The sequence below is a fragment of the Methylorubrum rhodinum genome, from assembly GCF_014199935.1.
Classification (GTDB): Bacteria; Pseudomonadota; Alphaproteobacteria; order Rhizobiales; family Beijerinckiaceae; genus Methylobacterium; species Methylobacterium rhodinum.
Window position 1 is genome coordinate 159545 of sequence record NZ_JACHOP010000007.1, and the last position, 14068, is coordinate 173612.

Consider the following 14068-nt stretch of genomic DNA (forward strand, 5'->3'; position numbering starts at 1 on the left):
TAAAAAATGTTTGATCGGGCCCGGCGAACTCGGCCGCGCCCATTGGACGTGTCGCTTCAATGGGTTGCGCGGCGGCCCGAACCGGATCACCTCCCCGTCCGATGCCGATGGATCCCGCTCCGCTCCCGATCGAGGCCGCCCTTCCCGCCCTGCGCGCGGCGCTTGAACAGCGGAACGCCGCGGTGCTCGTCGCCCCGCCGGGCGCGGGCAAGACCACGCGGGTGCCGCTGGCGCTCCTCGACCAGCCCTGGCTCGGCGACAAAAAGATCATTCTCCTGGAGCCGCGCCGCCTCGCCGCCCGCGGCGCGGCCGAGCGCATGGCGACGACGCTCGGCGAGCGCGTCGGCGATACGGTGGGCCTGCGGGTGCGGCTCGGCTCCAAAGTCTCCGCGCGCACCCGCATCGAGGTGGTCACCGAGGGCGTGTTCACCCGCATGATCCTCGACGATCCGGAGCTGTCCGGCATCGGCGCGGTGCTGTTCGACGAGTTCCACGAGCGCTCGCTCGACGCCGACCTCGGCCTCGGCTTCGCCCTCGACGCGCAAGGCGCGCTCCGGGAGGACCTGCGCATCCTCGCCATGTCGGCGACCCTCGACGGCGCCCGCGTGGCCGGGCTTCTGGGGGGCGCGCCCGTCATCGAGTCGGAGGGCCGGGCCTATCCGGTCGAGACGCGCCATCTCGACCGCGCCGCGAGCGAGCGCATCGAGGACGCGATGGCCGGCGCGATCCTGCGGGCGCTGCGGGCCGATCCGGGCTCGCTGCTCGCCTTCCTGCCGGGGCAGGCCGAAATCCGCCGCACCGCCGAGCGGCTGGAGGGCCGCCTGCCCGAGGGCACGGAGTTGGCCCCCCTCTACGGTGCGCTCAGCCAAGGCGAGCAGGACCGCGCCGTCGCCCCGGCCCCGCCGGGCCGGCGCAAGGTGGTTCTGGCGACCGCCATCGCCGAGACCTCGCTGACGATTCAGGGCGTGCGCATCGTCGTCGATTCCGGGCTCGCCCGCGTGCCGGTCTACGAGCCCGGCAACGGCATGACCCGGCTCGTCACCGCCCGCGCCTCGCGGGCCTCGGTCGATCAGCGCCGGGGCCGCGCCGGACGCACGGAGCCGGGCGTGTGCTGGCGGCTCTGGCCCGAGGCCGCGACCGCTTCGCTCGAACCCTTCGCCCGCCCGGAAATCCTGTCGGCCGACCTCGCCGGCCTCGTGCTCGATTGCGCCGCCTGGGGGCTGGCCGACCCGACCGCCCTGCCCTTCCTCGATCCGCCCCCCGCCCCGGCGCTGAGCGAAGCCCGCGCGATGCTGGCCGATCTCGGCGCGCTCGACGCCGACGGCCGTCTCACCGCCACGGGCCGGACCCTGAGGGCCCTGCCGCTGCCGCCGCGGCTGGCCCGGATGGTGGCCCGCGCCGCCGAAATCGGCCATGCCCGCCGGGCCGCGGAACTGGCCGCCCTGCTGGTCGAGCGGGGGCTCGGGGGCGATGCCGCCGATCTCGCCGAGCGCCTCGACCGCTTTGCCCGCGACCGCGGCGGACGCGCCGCCGACATGCGCCGCCTCGCCGAGGGCTGGGCCCGTCAGGCGGAGCGCGCCGCCGGCTCCCGTCTTCCTGAGCCCGATCCGACGCTGGCCGAGCCCGGCGCGCTGCTGGCGCTGGCCTATCCCGACCGGGTCGCCCGGGCGCGGGGCCGCGAGGGCGCGGTTCTGATGGCCAACGGCCGGGCCGGACTCCTCGACCCCGCGAGCGCGCTCGCCCGCGAGCCCTTCGTCGTGGTGGCCGACCTTACCGGCACGGCGGCCAACGCCCGCATCCTCGCCGCCGCCGCGATTCTTCCGCAGACCATCGACGCGCTGTTCGCCGACCGGATCGAGACGGTGCGGAGCGTCAGCTTCGACCCCCAGGCGCGGGCCCTGCGGGCGCGCGAGATCCGCCGCCTCGGCGCGGTGAGCCTCGACGAGCGCACCCAGCCCGTCCCCGCCGACGAAGAGGCGGCCAAGGTGCTGGCCCGCGGCGTAGCCGGGCTCGGCCTCGACCGCCTGCCCTGGACGCCGGCTTTGGCGCAGTGGCGCGCCCGCGTGCGCTTCCTCCACGGGGCGGAGGGCGGCGAGTGGCCCGACCTCTCGGACGAGGCTTTGGCGGCTGCCGTCGAGGACTGGCTCGCGCCGGGGATCGTCGGGCGCGGTTCGCTCGCCGCGATCACCGCCGACGATCTCGGCCAAGCCCTGCACGCGCTGCTGCCCTGGCCACTGCGCGCCCGGCTGGAACAGGAAGCGCCGAGCCATGTCGCGGTGCCGACCGGCTCGCGCATCCCGGTCGATTACGAATCCGGCCCCGAGCCGGTGCTGGCGGTGCGGGTGCAGGAGCTGTTCGGCCTCGACCGGCATCCGACGCTCGGCGGCGGGCGGGTGCCGCTGGTGCTGCACCTGCTCTCGCCGGCCCAGCGCCCGATCCAGATCACCCGCGACCTGCCGGGCTTCTGGTGCGGCTCCTGGGCCGCCGTGCGTTCGGAGATGCGCGGGCGCTATCCCCGCCATCCCTGGCCGGAGGACCCGCTCGCCGAGGCGCCGACCCGGCGGGCGAAGCCGAGGGGCACATGATCCCGGCACGTGATTCGGGCACATGATCCGGGCACGTGACGGCTGCACCCGCGCAGGGCTACGAGGGCGCGACGAGGGAGGAGGGTTCGTGATGAGGATGCGCGCGGCGTTGTGTCTGGCCCCGCTGCTGTGGTCGGCGGCGGCCACGGCGCAGGACAGGCCTCTGGTGATCCCGCAGGCCGAGGGCGAGAAGCACGGCAAGATTCTGGGGCGGGCGCTCGCCTGCGGCGTGCCCCGCGAGCGGGTCGATGCGACGATCGCCGCGGGCCGGACCCGGATGCAGGCGGCGTTGGGCCGCGCGCTCACCGACGAGCGCTACGTGCCCTCCCTCGACGACGCCATGCGCCTGGAAACCAGCCTGCCGCCGCCCTCGCCGACGGCGTGCGAGAAGGGCCTCGCGGCCTTCGAGCGGTTGGAGAAGACGGCGCCGTAAGGTTTTTCGCCGTCTTCCTTTTTCGTCCCACCCTCACCCTCATCCTGAGGTGCCGCGAAGCGGCCTCGAAGGAGGGCTCCAAGAGTCTCTGCGATCCCTGGAGCCCTCCTTCGAGGGCGACGCTTCGCGCCGCCGCCTCAGGATGAAGGGGGATGGGTGGGATGAGGGGCGTCGTCCCCGTTCAGGCGAAGCGTCCGCCCTTCTGGATCACCTCGATCTTGTAGCCGTCCGGGTCGGTGGCGAAGAAGAAGGTCGCGAGTGGGGTGTCGTTGTGCTTGAGGGTCTTGAGGTCGGTGGCCGGAAAGCCCTCGCGGGTGAACCGGGCGTGCTCGGCCTCGACGTTGTCGACCACGAAGGCGATGTGGCCGTAGCCGTCGCCGAGATTGTAAGGCTCGGAGCGGTCCTTGTTGACCGTCAGTTCCAGCTCGAACGGCGAGGCCGGATCGCGCAGGTACAGCAGGGTGAAGTCCGGGAAGTCGAACCGGTCGGCGGGCTCCAGGCCGAAGGCGCGGGCATAGTAATCGCGCGAGCGCGCCTCGTCGCGGACGCGGATCATGCTGTGGACGGGCTTGGCCATCGGGGCTCTCTCTCTCGAACAACGGATGGGCGGCCAGATGGCGCAGCCGGGCCCCGCGAAAAGGGGCTTTTCTCGCGTTGCGCCAAACCGACCGAGGGTCGGGATCGGCGCGTTCGGCGGATGCCCGCCGTCGCGCGGGCGGAGGGCCGCGCCCTCCGGCCTTAACGCTTCATCAACCTTAAGCGGCGCTTGCTCCGCTCATGCCGCCGAGCGCCCGACAGGCCGTCGCCGACCCCCTCCTTCCCGGTGATGCCGCGCTCCGCGCGTCGGCCGAGGGCTGGCGCCGGGCGCTGGCGCAGGAGCGGCGCATGGCCGCCAACACGGTCGAGGCCTACGAGCGCGATCTGCGCCAGTTCCTGACCCATCTCGACGCCCGCTCCGGCCCGCCGACGATCGCCCGGCTCATCGCCCTCAAGCCCCGCGACCTGCGCGCCTTCATGGCGGCGCGGCGTGCCGAGGAGATCTCCGGGCGCTCGCTGATGCGGATGCTCGCGGGCCTGCGCTCCTTCGCCCGCCATCTCGAGCGCGAGGGCCACGGCAGCGTCGCGGCGCTCGGCGCGGTGCGCCAGCCCAAGGTCGAGCGGCGCCTGCCCCGCCCGCTGCCCGTCTCCGCCGCCGTGGCGATGACGCTTCCGGAGACCCGCGCCGACGAATCGCGCGAGCCCTGGGTGCTCGCCCGCGATGCGGCGGTGATCGCCCTGCTCTACGGCTCCGGCCTTCGCATCTCCGAGGCGCTGGGGCTCGCCGCCCGCGACGCCCCGGTGCCGGGCCTCGATGCGGTGCGGGTGACCGGCAAGGGCGGCAAGATCCGCGACGTGCCGGTGCTGCCCGCCGTCGCGCAGGCGGTGGCCGACTACCTCGCCCTCTGCCCGCACCCGCTCGATCCGCAGGGGCCGCTCTTCGTCGGCGTGAAGGGCGGGCCGCTCTCGCCGCGGATCGTGCAATACGCGGTGGCGTCCCTCCGCGGCGCGCTCGGCCTGCCCGACAGCGCGACGCCGCACGCCCTGCGACATTCCTTCGCGACCCATCTCCTCGCGCGCCAGGGCGAGTTGCGGGCGATCCAGGAACTGTTGGGTCACGCCTCGCTCTCGACGACGCAGCTCTACACCAAGGTCGACGCCGCCCGGCTGATGAGCGCCTTCGAGGCCGCGCATCCCCGCGCGGGAAGGTTGGCCGGCACAACAAACCCGTGAGGCTGTCGCCGTCACGGCCCCGATTCACCTTGGTCTTGCCGCGATTGAGTGGCGGACTGTGCCCAAGACGGCGGTGGACGCCGCCCGAGTCGCTCGAAGGAAACATCCAATGCGCGTCAGCGGAATCTGCGTGGCGATCCTGCCGGTCCTCGCCGTCCTCGCCGTCACCGCCCTGGTGAAGACGGTGCTCCTGCCCGTGACCGCGCTGAAGGGCGCGCTGGCGCGGGGCCGCACTGCGCGGGCCTGATGGGGCTGAGCGGTCAGCTATCGAACGCGATACGGTCGATGTCGCGGAAGCCGCTCACCACGCGCAGCAAATCGATTCCATTGGGAAGAGGCAGGTAGATCAGTACGTAGCTGGCGACCGGAAAGCTTCGGCACTGATCCATCAGTTCCGGTCGGGCTCGACCAGCCATGGGATTGCCGGCCAGCATGGTGAGCACGCCATCGATCCTGTCGAGGACGCGATCGGCGGCGCCTTCGTCATCCGCCGCGATGTACGTCCAGATTTCGATCAGATCACGCCGGGCAAGCGCACGACGTGAAACCTTAGCCATGACGACCTGACTCGCTGGTGCGAGCTCGCAGAGCCCGCGCTGCGGCTTTGATCTCCTCCATGTCGTGCGGCTCCGGCGGGCCGCTGGCGAGACCTGCTTCTACGTCACGCCGCAAGGCTTCAAGTTTGGCGGCGCGCATCTGCTCGCGCTCCTCCACCAGCCGCAAGCCGTCGCGTACGACCTCGCTTGCCGACGCATAGCGACCGCTGCCGACCAGATCGCGCACGAACTGCTCGTAATGGTCGCCCAAGCTGTAGCTCGATGCCATGTCCGGCCCCCTCGCGAAAATATCACTTTTTGATATCGCCGTGAGACGGCTCGGACAAGTTTCAACGCTCGTACCTGTCTCGCGACTACGAGGTCGCGCTCGCCCGCGCGCGACCTCCCATGGCGCTGACCGCGAACGCCACCACCAGATTAAGCCCCAGCGCCACGACGCCCGCGTTCAGATCCTGGATCGGCCCCGGCAGGCCCGGAAACAGTTTTGCGAGTGTGTACCCGCCCACCACCGTCACCGAGACCACGGCGACGCTCGCTAGAATCCCGGCGATGGCGCCGGCCTTGGTCAGCGGGTTGCGGCGCCATAGGCTGAAGAAGAAGGCCGGGAAGAGCTGCGTCACCACGGCGTAGCCGATCAGCAGCAACTGCACGATGGTCTCGCCGCCGTAGAGGGTGAAGCCGACGCAGGCCAGCGCCAGCACGGGCGCCATGATCTTGGCGAGCCGCCCCGTCGAGGCGTCGGTCGCGTGGGGCGCCAAGGGCCGGTAGAGGTTCTGCGCGATGAGGGTCGCACCCGCGATCAGGATCATCGAGCCCGGCACCAGCGCGGTCAGCACGCCGGTCGCGCCGACGACGCCGACGAACCACGGCGGGAAGGTCTCCAGCGCGATCTTGAACAGCGACAGGTCGACGTCGGGGCCGGTCAGGCCCGGCACCTGCAGAACCGCCGCGAAGCCTGCGAAGAACACGAACAGCAGCATGAGCTGGTAGAGCGGCAGGAACACCGCGTTGCGCCGGAAGGTGCGGGCGTCGCTCGCGGTGTAGATCGAGGCGAAGATGTGCGGGAACATCCAGCCGCCGAGCGCCGTCAGGATCGTCGTCGAGGCGAACCACGTCGCGCTTTGGCCCCGATCGGGCAGCGCCAGGAAGCCGGGCTTGGCCTGATCGATGGCGGAAAACATCGGGCCGATGCCGCCGTAATAGTGGTAGGGCAGGTAGAGCCCCAAAAACACCACCACGGCGAGGATGAGGATGTCCTTGACCACCGCGGTCCAGGCCGAGCCGCGGATGCCCGACACCATCACGTAGACGCTGACGCCCGCCGCCCCGATCCAGATCGCCAGCGTCGGCGGGATCACGCCGTAGGAGGCGGTCGAGACGATGATGCCTAAGCCTTTGAGCTGGAGCACCATGTAGGGCACCAGCGCGACGAGCCCGACCAGGGCCACGAGGATGCCGAGCGGCCGGCTCTCGTAGCGGGCGGCGAAATAGTCGGGCTGCGAGAACAGGTTGTGCTGTTTGGCGAATTTCCACGCCGGCGGCAGCAGCCAGTAGGAGATCACGTAGATCAGCGTGAGGTAGCAGAGGATGTAGTAGGTCGGTCCGCCCTTGCCGTAGGCCCAGCCCGAGCCGCCGAGGAAGGTGAAGGTGGTGTAGATCTCGCCCGCCATCAACAGGAAGACCAGCACGGTGCCGAAGCCGCGCTTGCCGACGCTCCACTGCTCCATGTCCATGTCGTGGCCGGCCCGCGCCCACAGGCCCAAGGCCAGCGCCCCCGCGAAGGCCAGCGCGATGATCGGGAGCGCCGCGTTCATGGCTCTTCTCCCGCGTCGCGGTTGGCCGGATCGGTGAGGTAGATCGCCGCCATCACCACGGAGGTCGCCACGGTGCAGCCGACGAGCCAGGCCAGCAGCAGCGGCATGCCGAGCACCAGCGGCTCGACCCGGTTGAGGACGTACGGCCCGAGCAGCATCCCGGCGGGCGGCAGCACGGCGAGCCAGCGCAGATGCTTCACGCGTCCGCCCTCCCCGGCCGAGTGCGTGCGTGTCCCAAGGTCGCTCGTGTCATGCGGTCCTCAACCCTTCGCTGCCGCGAAGATGAGGCAGTTCCTGCGCCAGGGCGAGGGGATAAACCTTCTGTTTCCTCAAGCCGCTTCCTTGCGCCCCTCCAAGACTCCCGGCAGCGCGCGCAGATTCAGCGGCTTGGCCAGAAACCCGTCGAACCCCGCCGCGTGGGCGGCGTCCATGTCCTCGCGGCCGGTGTTGGCGGTGAGCGCCACGAGGTGGAGCGGGCTCGCGTTCGTCTCGGCCTCGCGGGCGCGCAGGCGCCGGGCGGTCTCCAGGCCGTCGAGGCCGGGCATGCGGATGTCGATCAGGGCGAGGTCGAACGGACCTTGCGTCTTCAGGATGTCGAGCGCCTCCAGACCATCGCGGGCCAGCGTCACCCGGGCGCCGAGCCGCTCCAGGGCCTTGGTGGCGAGCAGCGCGTTGATCGGGTTGTCCTCGGCGAGCAGCACCCGGCGGCCGGACGAGGCTGCGGGAGGTGCGACGCGGGCGGGCTGGGGCGGCTCGATCCCGGCGGCGGGATGCGTCTCCGTCTCGGCCGGCGCGGCGCCCGGCTCCAGCAGGCGGTCGAACAGGGAGCGGGCGCGCACCGGCTTGATCAGGTAGCTGTCGAAGCCCGATGCGTTCACCGCGCCGAACTCGCGCCGGTCGAACGGCGAGAGCAGGATCAGGCGGCAGCGAACGCCGCAGCGTCCGGCCTCCGCCGCCAGCGCGCGGACGGGGGCGTCGCCGAGGCAGCGGTCGGCGATGACGGCGTCGAAGGGGGCCGCCGCCAGGGCGTCGAGCCCGGCCTCGATGGTTCCGACCACCACGGCCGCCGCGCCGGAGCGGCTGAGGCGGCGGGCGAGATAGGGCGCCTGGAACGGGGAATCGGCCACGATCAGCACCCGGCGCGCCCGCAGCGCGGGCGGGGCGACCGGCAGGCGCGCATCTTCAGGGGCCGGCAGCGGCAGCACCACCCGGAAGGTCGAGCCGCGCCCGAGCGTCGAGCGGGCCTCGATCGTCCCGCCCATCCGCTCGACGAGGCGGCGGGTGATGGCGAGGCCCAGGCCCGTGCCCTCGTGGCGCCGGCTCGCGCTGCCGTCGCCCTGCTCGAACTCCTCGAACAGGACCGGGATGCGGTCCTCGGCCATGCCGGGGCCGGTATCCTCGATGGTGAGCGCGATCCCCTCCCCCTCGCGGGTCAGGCTCACGCCGACGCCGCCGGCTTGCGTGAACTTCACGGCGTTGCCCGCGAGGTTGAGCAGGATCTGGCGCACCCGGTCGGCGTCGCCGACGCGGAAAGCCACGAGGTCGTCGGCGATGTCGAGCGCGATCTCCAGACCCTTGTCCTGGGCGCGCGGGGCCAGCAACTCCACGACGCCCTCGACGAGGAGCGCGGCATCGAACGGCTCGGCAGCGAGGTCGAGGCGGCCGGCCTCGATCCGCGAGAAGTCGAGGATGCCGTCGACCAGCGTCAGCAGCGCCTTGCCGCTGGTGCGCAGGGCCTCGACATAGGTGCGCTGCTCCGGATCGAGGCGGGTGTCGAGCAGCAGGTCGGCCATGCCGAGGATGCCGTTGAGCGGCGTGCGAAACTCGTGGCTGACGGTGGCGAGGAAGCGGGACTTGGCGACGTTCGCGGCTTCCGCCCGGCTCTTCGCCTCGTCCAGCGAGCGCACCGCCTCGACATGGTCGGTGACGTCGCTGCCGGCCCGCAGCCAGTTCGGTCCGCCCTCCAGGCCCGCGGCGGGCAGCTCGACGAAGGAGAACCAGCGCGGCGTGCCGTCGACCGGCACCAGCCGCTCCTCGACCTGGCGCACGCCGTCGGGGCGCACCTGCACGGGGCCGCGCTCCAGCACCTGCGGCGTCAGCGTCGAGCCGATCAGGTCGAGCGGCTTGGCGCCCAGCAGCGCGGCAAAGCCCTCGCTGGCGAAGGTGATCCGCCCCTGCCCGTCGCGCTGGACCACGGCCTGCGTGGTCGCCTCGACGAGCACCCGGTAGCGCTCCTCGCTTTCGGCGACCTGCCACAGCCGGTCCTGCAGCGATTCCGAGGGGAAGGCCGGCAGCGCGGCGCCGTGCCGCCGCACGCCCACGACGATCAGGCCGGCGAGCCCGACGAAGGCGGACAGCCCCAGGATGGTCAGCGCGAGAGTCATGACGCGGTACGCCACTCCTTGGCTACCGGAACGGGCAGCCTGGGAGCGACCGTGACAGGCGCGCGTGAAGCCGCGCTTGAGAAAGGCGGTTAGGGGAAGATGAGCGAATCCCCGAGAATTGTTTGCAGATCCGCTGCCCGCGCGTCGGCTCGGCCCCCTCCCGGCCGGCTGCCTCCGCGCCCGAGAATGCTTCACCTCGGCAAGCGGATGGTGTAGGCGCCCCCCCTGGCCGGGACACCGCGGAGCCGCACGGCCCCGTGTGTGACAACAGAATCCCGGCCGAGCCGCCCGGGAGTGCCACGGATGACCGCCCGCATCGACGCCGCCTTCGCCCGCTGCCGCGCGGAGAAGCGGGCCGCCCTCGTCACCTACGTGATGGCGGGCGATCCCGATCCCGAGACCTCGCTCAAGGTGCTGGAGGCGCTTCCCCGCGCCGGCGCCGACATCGTCGAGTTCGGCCTGCCCTTCACCGATCCGATGGCCGACGGGCCGGCGATCCAGGCCGCGGGCCTGCGAGCGCTCAAGGCCGGCCAGGACCTCGCGGGCACGCTGGCGCTGGTGCGCCGCTTCCGCGAGGGCGACGCCGACACCCCCGTGGTGCTGATGGGCTACTACAACCCGATCCACACCTACGGCGTCGCGCGCTTCCTGCCCGACGCCAGGGAGGCCGGTATCGACGGGCTCATCGTCGTCGATCTGCCCCCCGAGGAGGACGACGAGCTGTGCCTGCCCGCGCGCGAACACGGGCTGGCCTTCATCCGGCTCGCCACCCCGACCACCGACGACAAGCGCCTGCCGGCCGTGCTCGCGAACACGGCGGGCTTCGTCTACTACGTGTCGATCACCGGCGTGACCGGGACGGCGACGCCCGATTTCGGCAAGGTGGCGCAGGCGGTCTCGCGCATCACCGCCAGGACCGACCTGCCGGTCGTGGTCGGCTTCGGCGTCCGCACCGGCGCGCACGCGGCGGCGGTGGCCGAGGGCGCCGACGGCGTGGTGGTCGGCTCGGCGCTGGTCGATGCGCTGGCCCGCAGCCTCGATGCCGAGGGTCGTGCGGGCGAGGGCACGGTCGCGGCCGTGGCCGGGCTGGTGCGCGAACTCGCGGGCGGCGTGCGCGGCGTGACGAAGGGCTAGAGCGGTCCCTTCGTCCGAGCGACCCGCCCCATAGCATCGGGGCGGTGCCGGTCCGATATCAGCGTGTCACGGTTCGAGGAGCGAGAGGCCCCATGGTCGAGGCGATGAACTGGATCTCGGAGGTCGTGCGCCCCAAGATCAAGACGCTGTTCAAGCGCGAGACGCCCGAGAACCTCTGGATCAAGTGCCCGGATACCGGGCAGATGGTGTTCCACAAGGAGGTCGAGCAGAACCACTGGGTCATCCCCGGTTCGGAGCACCATCTCAAGATGGGCGCCCAGGCGCGCCTCAAGATGATGTTCGACGAGGGCACGTGGATCGACGTGCCGCTGCCCGAGGTCGCCGCCGACCCGCTCAAGTTCCGCGACGAGAAGCGCTACGTCGACCGCCTCAAGGAGGCCCGCGCCAAGACCGGCATGGCCGACGCCTTCAAGATCGGCTTCGGCCGCGTCGCCGGCCTGCCGATGACGCTCGCGGTGCAGGAATTTTCCTTCATGGCCGGCTCGCTCGGCATGGCCGGCGGCGAGGCGTTCATCCGCGGCGCCGAGACGGCCCTGGAGAAACGGACGCCGTACGTGCTGTTCGCGGCCTCCGGCGGCGCCCGCATGCAGGAGGGCATCCTCTCGCTCATGCAGATGCCGCGCACCACGGTCGCGGTGCGCCGCCTCAACGCGGCCAAGCTCCCCTACATCGTCGTGCTGACGAACCCGACGACCGGCGGCGTCACCGCCTCCTACGCCATGCTCGGCGACGTGCATCTGGCCGAGCCCGGTGCGCTCATCTGCTTCGCCGGCCCCCGCGTGATCGAGCAGACCATCCGCGAAAAGCTGCCCGACGGCTTCCAGCGGGCGGAGTACCTGCGCGAGCACGGCATGGTCGATCAGGTGGTGCACCGGCACCAGCTCAAGGATACGATCGGCCGGCTCTGCGGCCTGCTGATGGACGTGCGCCGGGACGCCCCCGTCCCGGCCTCCCTGCCGGACGCGGCCTGAGCCGCCTTTGAGTTGCGAGAGTTCGAGCGCGAGATGGAATCCTCCGACGCGCTGATGGCGCGCTTCCTCGCCCTGCATCCGCGCACGATCGACCTGTCGCTCGGGCGGATCGAGCGGCTCTTGGGCGCCCTCGACCATCCCGAGCGGCGCCTGCCGCCGGTGATCCACGTCGCCGGCACCAACGGCAAGGGCTCGACCATCGCCTTCATGCGGGCGATCCTGGAGGCGGGGGGCTTGGCCGCCCACGTCTACACCTCGCCGCACCTCGTGCGCTTCCACGAGCGCATCCGCTTAGGCGGCATCGGCGGCGGCCAGTTCGTGGCCGAGGATCGGCTCGCCGACGCCTTCGCCCGCTGCGAGGCGGCCAATCGCGGCGAACCGATCACCGTGTTCGAGATCACCACGGCGGCCGCCCTGCTGCTGTACTCGGAAGCCCCGGCCGACGTGCTGCTACTGGAAGTCGGCCTCGGCGGCCGGGTCGATGCCACCAACGTGATCGACCGGCCCGCCTGCGCCGTCGTCACGCCGATCGGGCGCGACCATGCCGAGTATCTCGGCGACACCGTCGAGGCGGTGGCGACCGAGAAAGCCGGCATCTTCAAGCGCGGCTGCCCGGCGGTGATCGCGCCCCAGGACTACGCCCAGGCCGATGCCGTGCTCTGCCGCGCCGCCGAGCGGGTCGGCGCGAGCCCGGTGCGGGTCGGCGGCCAGGACTTCACCGTCCACGACGAGAACGGCCGGCTCGTCTATCAGGACGAGACCGAACTGTTCGACCTGCCCCGCCCCCGGCTCGCCGGGCGCCATCAGCTCACCAATGCCGGCACCGCCATCACGGCCCTCCGCGCGGCGGGCTTCGGCGATATCGGCACGGCGGCCCTCGAGGCGGGCCTGCGCAACGTCGACTGGCCGGGCCGGCTCCAGCGCCTTCGTCACGGGGCGCTCGCCGAGCGCATGCCGCGGGACGCCGAGCTTTGGCTCGACGGCGGCCACAACGCCGATGGCGGGCGGATCCTCGCCGCCGCCATGGCCGATCTCGGCGAGCGCAGCGACGTGCCGCTGGTGCTCGTCGTGGGCCTGCTCGGCACCAAGGACGCGGAAGGCTTCCTGAAGAACTTCGTCGGGCTCGCCCGCTCCCTCGTGGCTGTGCCGATCTCCGGCCAGATGGCGGCGCGCCCCGCCGAGGAGGTCGCCGGGATCGCCCGCTCGGTGGGGTTGCAGGCCAGCACCGCCCACAGCGTCGAGGCCGCGCTGGCAGGGCTCTCCGATACGGTGTTCGAGCGGGCGCCCCGCGTCCTGATCTGCGGCTCGCTCTACCTCGCCGGGGCCGTGCTGGAGGCCAACGGGACGATCCCCGCCTGAGTCGCCGGCCCGGCGCGGAACGCCGGCGGGCCCGAAACGCCATCAGCGGGTGTGGCTTGGCCGCTACATCCCGGGGGGCGGAAATGGTCTAGCTTTACGGCGATCGGGCACTCTGCTGGGGATCAAAAAACATGAAAAAGCTTCTGACATCGTTCGCCGCCTTCACGGCGCTCACCACCGTCGCGTCCGCCGCCGACCTGCCGCGCCGCGCCGCTCCGCCGATCTTCACGCCGGTTCCGGTGTTCACCTGGACGGGCTTCTACGCCGGTATCAACGCCGGTTACGGCTTCGGCGTTCAGGATTCGCGGGATCCGACCCTCGTCGCCACCATCGATCCGCGCGTCATCAGCGGCGTCGGCGTCGGCGGCTTCGCCTACGACAACGGCGGCCGTCAGGACGGCTTCGTCGGCGGCGCCCAGATCGGCTACAACTATCAGTTCACCCCGGGTTCCGGCATCGTCGTCGGTATCGAGGCTGACGCCCAGTACGCCGACCTCGGTGGCCGCGACGGCCGCGCCGGCACCTGCGGCGTGGCTGGCGTCGCCTGCGCCTTCACCGGAACGGCCGCGCTGCAGCCGGGCGTGACGCTGATCAACCCGACCGGTCTCCAGGGCCTCGACTTCTTCGGCACCGTCCGCGGCCGCATTGGTTACGCCTTCGACCGCGTCCTGTTCTACGGCACCGGCGGCTTCGCCTACGGCAGCTTCGGTGGCGGTCGCGCCGTCGACGCCGACGACTTCAAGACCGGCTACGCCGTCGGTGGCGGTGTCGAGTACGCGCTCCCGACCGACTCGTTCCTGAACTTCTTCCGCTCTTCGGCGGTGACGCTCAAGATCGAAGGTCTGTACGTGAACTTCGACGGCAACCAGAGCCGCTACGGCTTCGCCAACGCCAACGGCACCATCGTCAACGCCACGCCGCTGCCGAACTTCAACGCCGGCACCTCGTCGGTGATCTTCAACAACTTTGCCCGCCGCGACAACGACTTCGCCGTCGTCCGCGCCGGCCTGAACTACAAGTTCGGCAGCTACTAAGCCGAA

General features: G+C 71.6%; 14 protein-coding genes. 8 read left to right on the forward strand and 6 right to left on the reverse strand.

Translation table 11 applies throughout. From position 1 onward, the window contains the following. Window positions 1–101: 101 nt before the first annotated feature. Entirely contained in the window at window positions 102–2585 is a 2484-nt protein-coding gene (gene hrpB / locus HNR00_RS11145) for an ATP-dependent helicase HrpB (protein ID WP_183569206.1), read from the forward strand. A 91-nt stretch (window positions 2586–2676) separates the two neighbouring features. Further along, on the forward strand, window positions 2677–3018 hold the full coding sequence (locus tag HNR00_RS11150) for a hypothetical protein (RefSeq protein WP_246390538.1): 342 nt from the start codon (window positions 2677–2679) through the stop codon (window positions 3016–3018). 181 nt (window positions 3019–3199) lie between these two features. Here HNR00_RS11150 and HNR00_RS11155 read toward each other — a convergent pair whose 3' ends face one another. Next, entirely contained in the window at window positions 3200–3595 is a 396-nt protein-coding gene (locus HNR00_RS11155) for a VOC family protein (protein WP_183569208.1), read from the reverse strand. Between the two features lie 200 nt (window positions 3596–3795). On the opposite strand from HNR00_RS11155, the gene HNR00_RS11160 reads away from it, so the two are divergent. Next, complete coding sequence (locus tag HNR00_RS11160; protein WP_183569210.1) at window positions 3796–4788, forward strand: tyrosine recombinase XerC; 993 nt, start codon at window positions 3796–3798, stop codon at window positions 4786–4788. 109 nt (window positions 4789–4897) lie between these two features. Beyond that, window positions 4898–5035: a hypothetical protein gene (locus HNR00_RS11165; RefSeq protein WP_183569212.1), complete on the forward strand. Its 138-nt coding sequence runs from the start codon at window positions 4898–4900 to the stop codon at window positions 5033–5035. A 13-nt stretch (window positions 5036–5048) separates the two neighbouring features. Here the strand turns inward: HNR00_RS11165 and HNR00_RS11170 are convergent, their stop codons facing one another. The 5 genes from HNR00_RS11170 to HNR00_RS11190 form a co-directional block, all read right to left on the reverse strand. Then, on the reverse strand, window positions 5049–5345 hold the full coding sequence (locus HNR00_RS11170) for a type II toxin-antitoxin system RelE/ParE family toxin (protein WP_183569214.1): 297 nt from the start codon (window positions 5343–5345) through the stop codon (window positions 5049–5051). Further along, entirely contained in the window at window positions 5338–5613 is a 276-nt protein-coding gene (locus tag HNR00_RS11175) for a type II toxin-antitoxin system ParD family antitoxin (RefSeq protein WP_183569216.1), read from the reverse strand. The genes HNR00_RS11170 and HNR00_RS11175 overlap by 8 nt, the downstream gene beginning before the upstream one ends. Before the next feature lie 85 nt (window positions 5614–5698). Continuing rightward, on the reverse strand, window positions 5699–7159 hold the full coding sequence (locus HNR00_RS11180) for a sodium:solute symporter family protein (RefSeq protein ID WP_183569218.1): 1461 nt from the start codon (window positions 7157–7159) through the stop codon (window positions 5699–5701). After that, window positions 7156–7359 (reverse strand): DUF3311 domain-containing protein, encoded by a 204-nt coding sequence (locus tag HNR00_RS11185; RefSeq protein WP_183569220.1) that lies wholly within the window; start codon window positions 7357–7359, stop codon window positions 7156–7158. The genes HNR00_RS11180 and HNR00_RS11185 overlap by 4 nt, the downstream gene beginning before the upstream one ends. A 129-nt stretch (window positions 7360–7488) precedes the next feature. After that, a complete protein-coding gene (locus tag HNR00_RS11190; RefSeq protein ID WP_183569222.1) occupies window positions 7489–9543 on the reverse strand; it encodes an ATP-binding protein in 2055 nt (684 codons plus the stop codon). A gap of 303 nt (window positions 9544–9846) precedes the next feature. Between HNR00_RS11190 and trpA the strand changes: the two genes are divergently transcribed. From trpA to HNR00_RS11210, 4 genes are all read left to right on the forward strand, one after another. Then, complete coding sequence (trpA, locus tag HNR00_RS11195; RefSeq protein WP_183569224.1) at window positions 9847–10677, forward strand: tryptophan synthase subunit alpha; 831 nt, start codon at window positions 9847–9849, stop codon at window positions 10675–10677. A gap of 92 nt (window positions 10678–10769) precedes the next feature. Beyond that, complete coding sequence (accD, locus tag HNR00_RS11200; protein WP_183569226.1) at window positions 10770–11669, forward strand: acetyl-CoA carboxylase, carboxyltransferase subunit beta; 900 nt, start codon at window positions 10770–10772, stop codon at window positions 11667–11669. A gap of 33 nt (window positions 11670–11702) precedes the next feature. Beyond that, window positions 11703–13028: a bifunctional folylpolyglutamate synthase/dihydrofolate synthase gene (locus tag HNR00_RS11205; RefSeq protein WP_183569228.1), complete on the forward strand. Its 1326-nt coding sequence runs from the start codon at window positions 11703–11705 to the stop codon at window positions 13026–13028. Between the two features lie 131 nt (window positions 13029–13159). Continuing rightward, window positions 13160–14062, forward strand: a complete 903-nt coding sequence (locus HNR00_RS11210) for an outer membrane protein (protein ID WP_183569230.1) — start codon at window positions 13160–13162, stop codon at window positions 14060–14062. Window positions 14063–14068: the final 6 nt, after the last annotated feature.

Excerpts from the sequence above, each read along its gene's own strand:
- trpA (WP_183569224.1), top strand. The coding sequence starts at position 9,847 with ATGACCGCCCGCATCGACGCCGCCTTCGCCCGCTGCCGCGCGGAGAAG.
- HNR00_RS11180 (WP_183569218.1), bottom strand. The coding sequence starts at position 7,159 with ATGAACGCGGCGCTCCCGATCATCGCGCTGGCCTTCGCGGGGGCGCTG.
- HNR00_RS11165 (WP_183569212.1), top strand. The coding sequence starts at position 4,898 with ATGCGCGTCAGCGGAATCTGCGTGGCGATCCTGCCGGTCCTCGCCGTC.
- HNR00_RS11160 (WP_183569210.1), top strand. The coding sequence starts at position 3,796 with ATGCCGCCGAGCGCCCGACAGGCCGTCGCCGACCCCCTCCTTCCCGGT.
- HNR00_RS11155 (WP_183569208.1), bottom strand. The coding sequence starts at position 3,595 with ATGGCCAAGCCCGTCCACAGCATGATCCGCGTCCGCGACGAGGCGCGC.
- HNR00_RS11190 (WP_183569222.1), bottom strand. The coding sequence starts at position 9,543 with ATGACTCTCGCGCTGACCATCCTGGGGCTGTCCGCCTTCGTCGGGCTC.
- HNR00_RS11175 (WP_183569216.1), bottom strand. The coding sequence starts at position 5,613 with ATGGCATCGAGCTACAGCTTGGGCGACCATTACGAGCAGTTCGTGCGC.
- accD (WP_183569226.1), top strand. The coding sequence starts at position 10,770 with ATGGTCGAGGCGATGAACTGGATCTCGGAGGTCGTGCGCCCCAAGATC.
- HNR00_RS11210 (WP_183569230.1), top strand. The coding sequence starts at position 13,160 with ATGAAAAAGCTTCTGACATCGTTCGCCGCCTTCACGGCGCTCACCACC.
- hrpB (WP_183569206.1), top strand. The coding sequence starts at position 102 with ATGCCGATGGATCCCGCTCCGCTCCCGATCGAGGCCGCCCTTCCCGCC.
- HNR00_RS11170 (WP_183569214.1), bottom strand. The coding sequence starts at position 5,345 with ATGGCTAAGGTTTCACGTCGTGCGCTTGCCCGGCGTGATCTGATCGAA.
- HNR00_RS11150 (WP_246390538.1), top strand. The coding sequence starts at position 2,677 with ATGAGGATGCGCGCGGCGTTGTGTCTGGCCCCGCTGCTGTGGTCGGCG.
- HNR00_RS11205 (WP_183569228.1), top strand. The coding sequence starts at position 11,703 with ATGGAATCCTCCGACGCGCTGATGGCGCGCTTCCTCGCCCTGCATCCG.